Genomic DNA, 12,013 nt, shown 5'->3' with positions numbered 1-12,013 from the left:
AAAGCCCCTGTTCAGGGGCTTTTGTTTTTTCTGATTTTGATTCTGAATTAAAGCTGGCTTGCGGCTTTTTCAAGAGCGTCCTGGGAGGCTGGTTCCTGAACGATCTTGGCACTGGCACTTTTATTCACCTGATCGGCGATATAACCCAGGATCTGAGCCAACTGCACGCGGTCCGCCCATACGTCCCACTTATCTTGTTTGCCCTTCCACTTGAACATGAATCTTGCCTGCTCCATCAGCGTTGTTGGCGGTTTGCCATAACGAAGGATGAAGGTGAAGACATCCAGCAGGTCTTTTTCTTTCAGCACACCGCTTTTCAACTGATCCGCCGCAAGTTCTTTCAACAGACCTTTAAATGCCGGATATGCTTTGATCGCCTCACTGGTGGAAATAATATTGTCTTTGTTCTTATCAAAACGGGCAAAGACCATTTCCACATACTGAATCACGTGCGGAGTCAGGGCAATATCCCCCATCTTCGCCAGATTTTTGTCGTTCGGGATGTAGCCTGCCGCCATAAAGACGTTGTTCATATAGTAAGCCCAATCGTCGGCAGAAGCCTTCTTCATGAACTTGATATATTCCGGTGTCGCCGACATGATGGCCGGCATCGCGTCCTTATAAGCCGCACGAGCACAGCTTAACGTCACCAGACTGTTGTCAGTCACTTCCTCATCACGACCGAAGCATTTCTTTACAAGCTCGGTGCGCAGACGTGAGTTGATCCCCACACCCGACCAGATCATACCAATCAGGTCGGTGATTTCAGCCTGGGAAGCCAAGGCATTCCCATCAGAGTGCGGAACAAAGATGTTGGCTTCACGGAAGCGCGAAGACGCAAAGGAAGTATTTTTCGGATCAAGCAGGCCCATCTCAACAAAGATGGATTTCAGCTCGTTAAAGGCCCCTTCCACTTCCGGCAGGGTCGCACCCTGGAACGTGTTGATACGGTTCAAATCATTGGCAAAGGAACGAATCAGCAAACGCGCCACTGCACGATTGCGGTTCAGGTCACGCAAGCTCTTGAACGTATAAAGCTGTTCAAACTTGTTCGAGATGATCACAAAACCACGATAGTCCGTGGTCATTGGAACCGGGCTTTCCACTGACAAAATCAATTCCGTCAGCGCCGCCTGCAATGGCAAGGCGTGAGCGTCCAGGTTCTTTTCAGTTTTCTTCAACACCGCCAGCAGATCCTTAGCCGTTAAACCTTCTTCCGGTTTCCAGCCTTCGGCCATCTGGGCAAACATCAACTCGGTATCGATCCAGATTTGCATTTCCTGACGACCCACTTCAACCGAGGTCAAAGTCAGGGCATCGGGCTTGTGACCGGACAGACGAGCTTCCGGTGCCACCAGCATATTATTCAGAACCACGCTAAGCAGCTTATCAGCGGACTGTTCATTGATCGCACCCGGAACCAGCTCCAAACGAATCAGGTGTTTCACAATCTTATTCAATTCAACACGAGTGAACTGATTCTCTTTTTTCACCAGCAGCAGATCACGCAGGATGTTCAGAGTCTGATTGCCGAACACCGAGAAATAACTCAGATTCATCGGCTGCTGCAGGGATTCGCCCATCAGGAAGTACTGATAGTAAAGGAAGTCTGAATACGCGCGGGCCGCAAAGCCCAGCAACACACTCCAGTTGGATTTGCGTAAAGATGAATCATTGCCGCCCAGAACCATGTTCTTCGCATCGATCACCAGCGGCAGATAGCTTTTCACCTGATCTGCCAGACCACGGCCCTCTTTCGGAGGATACAGGATCTCGATTTCACGCACGATATTGTTCAGATCATTCAGGTCGTAGGAACCTTCAAACAGCACACCGGCTTCGCGCACTGTGGCTTCCAGAACAAACTGGGATTCCATGAAGAGCTTTTGCGCCTCATCAGCATCATACATGTCCGGATCCCATTCACGACCGTAAATGGAATAAAAAGGCATGAAACGTTCAATCAAAGTTTTGATACGGCTGACTTTCAGTCGTGCCGTTTCAAAGTCTGTGGTTGTCAGGGAATCAACACTGCCGCCAAAGAACAGTTGCTTAACCTTCATCCCCTCAAACACCAAGCCTGAAGACACTTTGAATTCCGGCCAGACGATTTCCAGGGTTTTTAGCAGGTCAAAGACCTCGTCACGGGAAACCACGCCCTCGGGCTTTTCCGCCACCAGATCCTGGAACACGGACAAAACGTCTTCCACCGTGCGGGCCAGATAGCCCAGACGATAACCCGTGCCGGTTTCAGGAACAGACTTGATGAAATAGTGATAGCGCAGGAACTGCACATAGCCTCGCGCCCCCAACAAAGTGAAACGGCGCCACTCGTTCGGAGTGATGGAGTTTTCATCCCCACCCGCCAGGGCCTTTTTCACTTTTTTGATGACCGGCATGTAGGTCTGAATCACAGACGGGAACTCCCATTTTTCGCCGAAGAACTGACCCATCTCGCGCATCAGGACAACAAAGTCAGACAGGTTGTAACCTTGCGCATTTTGCTCGATCAATGACGCCAGCATACGCGCGGCGTTTTGCAGTTCTTTATTGGCTTCTTCGAAGTGACGGACGTCACTTTGCATGTTCGGACTTTCAGAAACCTCCCAGTTCAGAGAGATCACTTTCATGTACGGATTCAGATTCACCGTGATCGTACGCAGACTTTTAACCAAAGCGATGGTTTTATCAAGCTCACTGCGGGTCAGGTACTCGCGGCTGCCGCCGACGAAGACCTGTTTCAGCTTCATGAACTCGGTCTGAAGCTGCTGGGAAATAACGACGTTGTCTTTGGGATCCAGGAAGTTCTTTTCAAGGAACGTTGCCAATTCCTGAGCGGTGTAACGATCTGCAGTGTTGCCACGCACGTAACGTTTGAATTTCTCAACAGCACTGCCAATACAGTCCCACGCCGCTTCCAGTTCCTCTTTTTGGGCATCGCCCACAACGAAGGCTTTGGCCACAGGCTTAGCCTCTGTCAAACACTGAGTGCCGCCAAATTCCTGAGACTCTGGAGGAGGTGGCTCTTCGCCCACCTTCGAGTCACAGGACGCCAGTCCCGCAACCAAACACAATGCCAGAACGGCCTTCAAACATTTAGAAAACATAAGTCATGCCCCCGTAGAAACGGTCGTTCGCGCGATATTGATTGAGGAATCCGGATGGATCGTGCTTTTCATCCTGCACGCCCAATACGTCTCCTCCGACGACCACGGCCCACTTTTGACTTGGGTAATAGAGGAACTCGGTGTTGAGCAACGAGCCTCTTTGATCATAATCATACAAATACTTAAAACGGGTCACAAACGGACGATTGAAGAAGCTGGCAAGCTGCCCTTCAACGCGGAAAGAAAGGGCGTTCGTGAATTTCAAACGGTCGTCAAACATCGTGAAGTCATCCGGCTGACCATTGGACTGAATGTCCGTGATACCGCCGCCTTCAACTTTCAGATATTCCACCTGGATCGCCAGAGTTTTTGCCAGGAAGTCCGCCAAAGAGAAATCAAACGCCGCCGAGTACGCACGGATAGGCTCCAGCTTTTGAATGGACCATTCCGGATCATCCGGACGTTTTTCAATAGGATCGTCCTCAAGATAAGAAACAGAAGCCTTCATACGGCCATGGGTGTAACCCAGGTCGATGGATTTGATGATGTGATGAGTGACATCCGGAGACACCGTCACGTCGACTTTTTCTTCAGAAACGTCTTTGAAGTTTTTGCGCTTCAGAATCAGTTCATTCACCGGCAGGTAACCACCGCTGACCACCACCCACGGGCCACGCTCTTTGCTGCCCAGGCGCCCCATCATCGCGGCACCACCATTGGCCGTCAGCTTGGCAGCATCCGGGATGTCGAGTTGATACTGAATGGTGTTGATGTTGTTATTGAAGTCATAGTCGCGCGAAGGGGCACGATACCAGCGGCTGTCAGAAACCAGGCCGCCACCCTCTTCACGAATATCGGGGCCCATGCTTGGAATGAACAAAGGTGAGGCAAAGCCCACGATCTGCCAACCGTTGGTGTTATAATCCAGGAACAGACCCGTCAGACCCTGTTCCTCGGGGCGAAGGGTGTCGATGGCAAACTTCGGTTGCCACAGACCCAGTTGCCAGCGGCGGTCCATCTCACTCCAGTCATGCTTTTTGCGACCGGCAAATGCACGGAAAGGCGCTTTCTTGGAAGCCACATAGGCCTCAGAAACAACGAAGTGAGATTGTCCACGGGTGAAGAAGGTTCCGCCGGAGACGTCGGCGGCAAAGTCGATCCAGGAAGTTTCTTTAAGACCGGAAAGACGAGCGGAAAGAAGCTGGCTGTAAGTTAAATTCGGAGATTCAGGAATCGGGGTCAGATACTGCATCCCCTCCATCCTGATCTGCCCATACACCGTTGCCGGTTTGGACGAGACCTGAGGCTGTTGGATAGAGCTCACCCCTTCGGCTTGAGGAATCTTCAAGCTCGTTGATTGTGCCTTGGACTTTGAAACCACCACAACGCTCAAAAGCATCGCGGCCAAATAGGTCCTACTACTCACATCCGCCTCTGGATAAAAGTCTAGGGGATAGAGAATAAGAAAAGGCTTTCGGAGTCAACGGAGCCACGCGTTGAGGGGCTCCAGTTCGATTATATGAGAGATGATGGTAAAAAAACCTCGCTCTGTTTGAAAAAACTTCCTTTGAAAACCTGTGTAAAAACAGGCTTTTTAGAGCAAGTGCTCCAGCAGCCATTGCGGGTCGTCAATCGGCACATCATGCCCCGCCCAAGGGTGCATTTCAGCGCGGACTCCCCACTTTTCGGCAATCTTCAAAGTGCAGGTTGGTGAAACCAGACGATCCCCGTGACTTCCCAACAGGCGAATATCACCGGGTGCAGAATCCGGAAAGCGATAGCGAGAGGCCGCGTACATCTGACGAATCACGTTCAGCGGGTTCATGGGATACTGTCTGGTATAAGCCATCATTGCGCCCATTTCCTCTTCGCGACGTTCGTGGCTGTTGGTGATCATGCCCAGAATGGTTTTTTCCCAGACGGCTTCATCCTTTTCCCGGCCAATCAGTTTCAGACCTTTGGGAATGTTCCCGGCAATAAAACGACGATAGAACGGAGAAAAACCGCCAGAGCTTGTGCACACCAAAGTGGCTTTGCGGATTTCATGAGGATATTCCTTCATCCATTCCACGGTGATCATCGCGCCCAAAGAAACCGACAGCACCTGAAACGGTTCACCTTTTTGCACGTACGAGCAGCGCGCCCGCAGATCTTTCACATACTCAGAAATCTTCACCGGACTGGTGTCCTGATGACGGGATCCGTTCCCCGGTAAATCCAAAAATTCAAATTTATCATTCGGAAAATGCTGCTGAATTTTTTCCGCGAACGAGCCCCAGTGCCCCACCCCGCGCGCCAGTCCGCGCAGCAATAACCAGTTTCTAGATGTTGCCATACCAAAGCTCCCTGGCCCGGGTGTCAAGCTGCCGGACCTGTTCCTGATTCTGCGTGATCCAAGCCTGCGGTGAATTCACCGCCCGGATTAAAAATTCCATCAGCGTGTTATGACGGCGCAGAGTGCGTTTATGACGATGGCCTTTCAGCGGATTGAACGGACCTTCCGCGCTGAAAATCTGCCACGGGTTTTTCTTCACCCACAACCACGACCCCATCTCCAGACACAGCGGTACATAGATGCCGCTGCCTGAACGGGCGCGGTGATTGTCATACAGATAATCCCACAGATCCCCGTGCGTGGTGTAATTCTGAGCCTGCGGCTCAAAGCGATAAAAGTGATGCGGATACGTGCGATCCAGAAGGTCTTTCAGCGCGTAGCACAGATGCAGTTCCGGATACGGCTTCACGGTCTTGGCATACGGGAACCACAGACGATCCTGCAGACCAAACCCCGAATGCAGATCCAGAGTCATGGCAAGTTTACTTTGTGAAATTTCCTTCTGCACACTGTCCACCAACGCCTGGGCTTCCAGTTGCATGGGGGCGCCCTCTTCCCCGCGATACCATGGCAGTTTTTTGCTATAGCGGTGACCACCCAGTAAAAACTGTGGATTGTCAGCATCGATGGGGGCATTTCTCATCAAATCGACACCTTGAGGATTGCAGCGGGTCTTGCGGTAAATACCAACCGGATTCACGGTCGGGATGAAAAAGATGCGGACTTTTTCAAGAGTCTGCTGAATGCTTTCATCCCACTGGGACAACTCAGCCAATGAACTCATCAAGGCCACACAAACCTGCGCACCGATGCGTTCAAGTCCGTGCACCCCACCCACAAAACCCAGCACCGGGGCCTGAGGGTCCTGACTGCCGAAAGAGACTTTGTAAATTGGAAAGCGCAGGTCTTCAGATTGACTATGGGTCAAAATCTCCGCCCGGGCGGTGGAGCCCAGTTGCGCGATCTTTTTCTCGATTTGCTGGATCTCAGGCAATGTTGTCATTTCTTTCCCCAGAGCCCCCTATTGTTCGCGATAATTCCACCGTGTCCAACGCTTAACGCTCGCGGCCATTAAAGGATTGCACCACTCTGACAAGAGGGGTAGTCTCGTCAGTGCTGAATTAATACTTAGGAGATCGCCATGATGAATCTGGACACTCTGTTGCAAAAGATGTGGGTGGATTACTGCCAACTGAATCCTGCAGCTAAACGCATTTATGACATTTTCACCGCCGAAGGTGAAACGGTGCTGAATGACCATATCGCTCTTCGCACCTTCAACCACCCGCGCCTGGGGATCGAATCCCTGGCCAAACACTTCAAAAAACTGGGTTACGTTGAAAAAGGCGAATACACGTTCGTGGAAAAAAAGCTATACGCCAAACACTACGAACACCCGAACATGGACAATCCAAAAATCTTCATCAGCGAACTGGAGCTTGAAAAGGTCTCCCCGTTCATTCGCGAAACCGTCAACCAACTGGTGGCGCAGGTTCCGGATTCTGTGATTGAAAGCGAAACCTTCGCTATGGCGGGACGCCCTTGGAAAGTAAACTGGGAAACTTACGCAAAACTGGCGGAAGAATCCGAATACGCTTCCTGGGTGGCGGCTTATGGCTTCCGTCCGAACCACTTCACCGTGAATGTGAACAAACTGAACAAGTTCAACGATCTGCCGACTTTGAACAAATTCGTTCAGGAAAAAGGCTATACACTGAACAAATCCGGCGGCGAAATCAAAGGGACCAAGGCGGACTATCTGGAGCAAAGCTCCACGATGGCTTCTGAAATCCCGGTGAAATTCGACGACGGCAGCACCCACAACATTCCAGGCTGCTACTATGAGTTCGCCAAACGCTATGCGCTGGATAACGGCCAACTGTATCAGGGCTTTGTCGCAAAATCCGCCGACAAGATCTTTGAAAGCACGAACAAACAGAAATAGTTCAAATGAAAAAGGGCCAGGTAACTGGCCCTTTTTTTTATGCGATTTTTTTGATCAGATAGTTCAGTGTGTCCTGATCCTGCTTCTGGTCCTTCCAGTGCTCGTGCGCCTTCAGGAAGATCTGCACCAATTGCGGATCGAACTGCGTGCCCGAACAGCGCTTCAGTTCTTCGTACACCACTTCCATCGGCAGGCCCTTGCGGTAAGCGCGGGTTTCGGACATGGCATCACAGGTGTCAACCACCAGAATAATACGCGCGATCAAGGGAATCTCGTCGCCGTTCTTTTTGTCCGGATAACCACGCCCATCCACGCGTTCGTGATGCCCGCGAATGCCCGGCAGAATTTCGGCAAAGAAGTCATGGGTTGCCAACGGTTTTATGATCTCTTCACTCAGCACCGGATGACACTTCATCAGTTCATATTCCTGATCGGTCAGTTTGCCCGGCTTGGCGATGATCTCTTGAGGCACACCAATTTTCCCAATATCATGGAATAAGCCGGCAAATTCAGCCAGCTTCTGCTGATACTCATTCAGACCGGCATCGCGCGCAAGCTTGCGGGACATCTCCCCGACACGGCAGCAATGGGCATACGTCAAAGGGTCCACGACCTTCAATGACTGCATCAGCGCCTGGGCGGCATCGTAAGCCCAAGTTGGAATGTTTCCCCAGGAAGAAGACATGGCACTCCCTTTGTTCCCCTGTTTACCATCTTTTGTTCGGCTAAACGCGCCATTTACTTAAACTCGAGAAAGTTTTACGTCTCATCTTGAGACAACTTCTCGTTGACAGCTCTGCCCGCGGTTGGAAGACTTTGGTCTTGATATCCATCTTGTATGACTTGAAGAGGTGTTATGAAAAAGTGCTTTCTTTTGATCCTGTTGCTGGCTTTCTCAAGCTCCGCCTTTGCTCAAAAAATCAAGGTCCGCAAAGTCAAAGGCAGCCAGGCCATTATTGACTTCTCCGGCGGCAGCCTGGCCCCTGGACAAGTCTATGAACTGGCACCGGACGAATTCGGCGATACCACTATGAGCCAGTCCATGCGCCGCTACCTGATTGCCGTTTCTTTCGACCTGACCAACACAAAGTCTGATGCCGCAGGCGCAGAGAACGAAACAGATATTGCGATCTCGGGCCGTTTTGGCTGGAACTACGCAAGCTACGAGTTCGGTCCTTTGGCATCTTATGCTGCAGACGCCACCGGAAGCCTGACCAGCACCCTTTTCAAATTCGGCGGCTGGGCGGATTACAACATGATCGCTAACACTCCGGGCGAGATCTTCATCTATGGCTTGGGCGGTCTGTTTGATATCGGCCAACTGGATAACGGTGCCGGCTCCAAACGTGACATCATGGAATTCTTCGTGGGCCCGTTCGTGAAGTGGTTCCCCACAGGCAGCAACGTCGGTTTCCGTCTTGATGGTGGATACGTCTATCAAAAACAATCCGGCGGGGTTGCCTCTGACAACGTGGTGTCCGGCATTGCCATGCAAGCCGGTCTGATGGGTTATTTCTAATCAAATCTTGCGCACACCCTGGGCGACCAAAAAGCCCAGGATCTTGCCTTCACGGTGCAACGCCGAACCCACTTTCGGGTATATCAAAAACCGGCGTTTTTCAGCAGAGTTGTTTTCCCGCACTTCATGCTCGGCAATATCAAAATTCAAAGTGCCGGGAATGCGCCCCTGCAGTGTCTGCAGGCACATTGAAAATAGCTTTTCCGTCACCTGAGGGTCTCGACCAAAGAGCTTCCACCACTCAACGGAATAAAGCTCTTCCACAGAATAGCTGCTGAGTTCAAAAAAGCGCAGATTGCGAAAGATCTGAAACCCCTCATCGGTGTAAATCTCAACACAATCCTCAGGTTTCACTGTCAGGAAAAAGTCCGAGGCGACCGAAAGCCCCCAGCGCTCCAGGGCGCGGCGACAAAAACGCTCCGAGTCCCTGAGCGAGGTGTGTTCAGTCATGGCGCTTTCACAGATATCAACGTAGTCCCGCAGGGTCTTATAGGCGCGCTCTTGCTGACTTGGCGCCAGGGAATTGAAGAACTGCAGGGAGCTGTCACGGTAAGGGGGGATGCTGACACCTTCGTGACTCAACACCTGGCTTAACTTTTCACAAAGCACTTTAAAATCCGCGAAGCCCATAAATCCTCTAACAACGTAAAGACAGGATAGTGGTTGTTTCACCATCAGAATACAACCGGGAGCCCCCAGAGGGTTCACCCGAACGGGTTATCGCTGACAAAAAATGTCTGCATGGACAATCCATTGAACTTAAAAAGCAACACAGTCTCATTAAGGCAGGCATCTGAATTGCTGGCTCTTGGTGGCGAACCTTTGCCAATTTTTAACTGGAAATCGAAACCAATCCGCGGTTCAACAAAGCGGAATTAAGCCAGGAGCACGCAAAATGAAAAAACTGATGATGCTGTCTTTGTCCATGCTGATCACCCTGCCCGCTTTCGCCAAAGGGATTTCGTCGTCGGAGGCCAACAACAAGGCACTGGAAGTGCTTATCAGCAGCGCAGGTTCCATCAAACTTGAAGGTGATGTGCGTGACAGTGAAACCTTGTCGGGGATTCTTTCCCGCGCTCTGATTTCTGCGGGCAAAGGTGGCGCCGTCATCAAGAACGACTGCGTCTTTATCAGCCGCGATGGCATCTATGAATGCCATCTGGACATTCAACACCAGATCGACGGTGTCAGTGTGGGTGAAACGGTGATCGCGTACGAAACATTTGCCGACATCAATGATGTTCCTGAAAAAATGCTGATTCAAAGAGTCTACGTTTCCCGCGGCCACTAAAAGGCGATTTTAAATTGTGATAATCAGAGGGGTCCTTAACAAGGGACCCCTTCTTTTTTGACCCGCCTTGACTTCCCTGGTTCCCGACCCACCTTTGAACTTCGGAGGTTCAGATGGAGTCCCCTTCCCCCCATAGTTTTTTGGTCGTTCGCCGAACGTGGCTCAGCCGCCGTCCTCACTTCCGTGCAAGCCTTATAGCCGCTTGGAGCGTGTTCGCCCTGATTGCCATGTCCGTCGTCTATTGGCGCAACTGGGGTGGCATTGGGGCCCTTTTACCGGCCTCGGGCGAGGCCGTCTTTAAAAATCACGAATATTGGCGCCTGTGGACGGCCCTGTTTGCCCACGCAGACCTGGGACATCTGGCCTCGAATTCTTTGGGCATCTTTGTTCTGGGCTATTTCTTAAGCGGCTATTTCAGTCTGTGGTTTTTCCCGGTGGCCGCGTTGCTGGTCGGGGGCCTAACCAATTATCTGACACTTTTAAGCTATGACCCGGCCGTGAAACTGGTCGGAATCAGCGGTGTGGTTTACTGGATGGGGGCTGCGTGGTTGATTCTGTATCTGCTTTTGGATCAGCAGCGCACCAAAACCCAGCGCATGCTGCGCGCTTTCGGCGTGGCGCTGGGAGTGTTCTTCCCGGCCTCCGCCTTTGACCCTTCGATCAGTTATCTGGCCCATTGGTACGGATTTCTGCTGGGACTGGCCAGCGGGGCTGTTTATTATTTTGTTAACCGGAAGGCTTTCCTGAAGGCTCTTATTATTGAGCAGGTTGTTGAGGACTCCCCCTCCGAAGACAACCTGAAAGAACCAAGGAATGTCCCCCCCGAGATTCAAAAAAAAAAAAAAGAAAGAGGCTCCTTTTGGGAGCCTCTTCTTTTACAACAACATTTAAGTTTAGAAGACAATTACCAGTTGAAGCTGGATTCGTCGTAGCCCCAGTTAGCAAGAGCTTTTTTGTACATGCCCTTCATGAACTTCTGAGCCTGGTGAGGTTTCAAACCCAACGCCGCAGCAGATCTGTTAGTCAGGTCTTGCATGCCGGATTTATCACCGAAGGAAAGATCTTTAGCAGCAGCCAAAGCGTCAGAGAACTGAACACCGAAGACAGCTTTGAAAGTCTTGTCCATGTCTTTTTCAGAAGTAGTACCGCGTTCAGCAGCAGCAACTGCCCAAGAATTCAACGCAGAAGCAACCGCAACCGCTTTGTCTTGTTTGAAGCCGTATTCTTTCATCAGACGATCAGAAGCCATTTTAACAAGCTCTTTATTTGCGTCAGAGTTCAAAGCAGCAAAGTTTGTGTCTGAAGCAGAAGAAGAAGTCTTGTCATTGATAGCTTGACCGTAGTTGGATTCACCGGAGTTCGCATTGTAAAGAACGCCGTTTTTACCCAACCAGTAAGTACCGTTGGTGATATCTTCCCAGTAGAAACCAGTTGTACCCACACCGATCGTAGTGCCACCAACGTAACCAGCAAATTCGCTTACGTTAGCATAGTACTGGAACACGCCCAGATCGTTGTAAACTGCCGCTTTACCGGAAGAATCGAATTTAACATACCAAAGGTCGTCAGAACCGTAGCCGCCTCTGTTGTAATCAGGATCGTCTGTTACTTTGATACGCTCGCCAGTGGATTTCAGGAAAGTACAGCCTGGAGAAGCTTCCTGAGTTTGGCACACGTCACCGTAGACTGTTTCGTATGGGTAGTAGATAACTGGTGCAGAGCCGCCGCCGCCACCACCGCCTCCGCCGCCGCAGGCAGCAAAGCTCGTCGCAACTACAGACGCAAGAACTACGCGCAAAACATTTTTCATGATGGT

At 51.0% G+C, this 12,013-nt stretch carries 11 protein-coding genes; 4 read left to right on the top strand and 7 right to left on the bottom strand.

Annotation, left to right across the window (positions count from 1 at the left end; genetic code table 11):
- Nucleotides 1–47: 47 nt before the first annotated feature.
- The 4 genes from B9G79_RS07140 to B9G79_RS07125 form a co-directional block, all read right to left on the bottom strand.
- Nucleotides 48–3,107, bottom strand: a complete 3,060-nt coding sequence (locus B9G79_RS07140) for a hypothetical protein (protein WP_088564906.1) — start codon at nt 3,105–3,107, stop codon at nt 48–50.
- Nucleotides 3,097–4,533, bottom strand: a complete 1,437-nt coding sequence (locus tag B9G79_RS07135) for a transposase (RefSeq protein WP_232469247.1) — start codon at nt 4,531–4,533, stop codon at nt 3,097–3,099. Before B9G79_RS07135 ends, B9G79_RS07140 begins: the two co-directional genes overlap by 11 nt.
- A 168-nt stretch (nt 4,534–4,701) precedes the next feature.
- Nucleotides 4,702–5,442 (bottom strand): alpha/beta fold hydrolase, encoded by a 741-nt coding sequence (locus tag B9G79_RS07130; RefSeq protein ID WP_088564904.1) that lies wholly within the window; start codon nt 5,440–5,442, stop codon nt 4,702–4,704.
- Nucleotides 5,429–6,445 carry a M14 family zinc carboxypeptidase gene (locus B9G79_RS07125; protein WP_088564903.1) on the bottom strand — a complete coding sequence of 339 codons (1,017 nt, stop codon included), beginning with the start codon at nt 6,443–6,445 and terminating at the stop codon, nt 5,429–5,431. The genes B9G79_RS07130 and B9G79_RS07125 overlap by 14 nt, the downstream gene beginning before the upstream one ends.
- A gap of 138 nt (nt 6,446–6,583) precedes the next feature.
- Here B9G79_RS07125 and B9G79_RS07120 point away from each other — a divergent pair, with 138 nt between their 5' ends.
- Entirely contained in the window at nt 6,584–7,387 is an 804-nt protein-coding gene (locus B9G79_RS07120; protein WP_088564902.1) for a DUF1338 domain-containing protein, read from the top strand.
- Between the two features lie 37 nt (nt 7,388–7,424).
- Here the strand turns inward: B9G79_RS07120 and B9G79_RS07115 are convergent, their stop codons facing one another.
- Entirely contained in the window at nt 7,425–8,072 is a 648-nt protein-coding gene (locus B9G79_RS07115; RefSeq protein WP_015091488.1) for an HD-GYP domain-containing protein, read from the bottom strand.
- Nucleotides 8,073–8,243: 171 nt separating this feature from the next.
- On the opposite strand from B9G79_RS07115, the gene B9G79_RS07110 reads away from it, so the two are divergent.
- Nucleotides 8,244–8,906, top strand: a complete 663-nt coding sequence (locus tag B9G79_RS07110) for a hypothetical protein (RefSeq protein ID WP_088564901.1) — start codon at nt 8,244–8,246, stop codon at nt 8,904–8,906.
- Here the strand turns inward: B9G79_RS07110 and B9G79_RS07105 are convergent, their stop codons facing one another.
- Complete coding sequence (locus tag B9G79_RS07105) at nt 8,907–9,536, bottom strand: hypothetical protein (RefSeq protein WP_088564900.1); 630 nt, start codon at nt 9,534–9,536, stop codon at nt 8,907–8,909.
- Nucleotides 9,537–9,801: 265 nt separating this feature from the next.
- Between B9G79_RS07105 and B9G79_RS07100 the strand changes: the two genes are divergently transcribed.
- Nucleotides 9,802–10,197: a hypothetical protein gene (locus tag B9G79_RS07100; RefSeq protein WP_232469246.1), complete on the top strand. Its 396-nt coding sequence runs from the start codon at nt 9,802–9,804 to the stop codon at nt 10,195–10,197.
- Between the two features lie 209 nt (nt 10,198–10,406).
- On the top strand, nt 10,407–11,129 hold the full coding sequence (locus B9G79_RS07095) for a rhomboid family intramembrane serine protease (RefSeq protein ID WP_232469245.1): 723 nt from the start codon (nt 10,407–10,409) through the stop codon (nt 11,127–11,129).
- On the opposite strand, the gene B9G79_RS07090 is transcribed toward B9G79_RS07095, so the two are convergent.
- Nucleotides 11,102–12,007 (bottom strand): hypothetical protein, encoded by a 906-nt coding sequence (locus tag B9G79_RS07090; RefSeq protein WP_088564899.1) that lies wholly within the window; start codon nt 12,005–12,007, stop codon nt 11,102–11,104. The genes B9G79_RS07095 and B9G79_RS07090 overlap by 28 nt on opposite strands.
- Nucleotides 12,008–12,013 lie beyond the last annotated feature (6 nt).

It is taken from the genome of Bdellovibrio bacteriovorus (assembly GCF_002208115.1).
Taxonomy (GTDB): domain Bacteria; phylum Bdellovibrionota; class Bdellovibrionia; order Bdellovibrionales; family Bdellovibrionaceae; genus Bdellovibrio; species Bdellovibrio bacteriovorus_C.
Note: the sequence above shows the minus strand (reverse complement) of the source record. Positions and strands in the feature narration are given on the sequence as shown.

Excerpts from the sequence above, each read along its gene's own strand:
- B9G79_RS07140 (WP_088564906.1), bottom strand. The coding sequence starts at position 3,107 with ATGTTTTCTAAATGTTTGAAGGCCGTTCTGGCATTGTGTTTGGTTGCG.
- B9G79_RS07130 (WP_088564904.1), bottom strand. The coding sequence starts at position 5,442 with ATGGCAACATCTAGAAACTGGTTATTGCTGCGCGGACTGGCGCGCGGG.
- B9G79_RS07125 (WP_088564903.1), bottom strand. The coding sequence starts at position 6,445 with ATGACAACATTGCCTGAGATCCAGCAAATCGAGAAAAAGATCGCGCAA.
- B9G79_RS07120 (WP_088564902.1), top strand. The coding sequence starts at position 6,584 with ATGATGAATCTGGACACTCTGTTGCAAAAGATGTGGGTGGATTACTGC.
- B9G79_RS07115 (WP_015091488.1), bottom strand. The coding sequence starts at position 8,072 with ATGTCTTCTTCCTGGGGAAACATTCCAACTTGGGCTTACGATGCCGCC.
- B9G79_RS07110 (WP_088564901.1), top strand. The coding sequence starts at position 8,244 with ATGAAAAAGTGCTTTCTTTTGATCCTGTTGCTGGCTTTCTCAAGCTCC.
- B9G79_RS07105 (WP_088564900.1), bottom strand. The coding sequence starts at position 9,536 with ATGGGCTTCGCGGATTTTAAAGTGCTTTGTGAAAAGTTAAGCCAGGTG.
- B9G79_RS07100 (WP_232469246.1), top strand. The coding sequence starts at position 9,802 with ATGAAAAAACTGATGATGCTGTCTTTGTCCATGCTGATCACCCTGCCC.
- B9G79_RS07090 (WP_088564899.1), bottom strand. The coding sequence starts at position 12,007 with ATGAAAAATGTTTTGCGCGTAGTTCTTGCGTCTGTAGTTGCGACGAGC.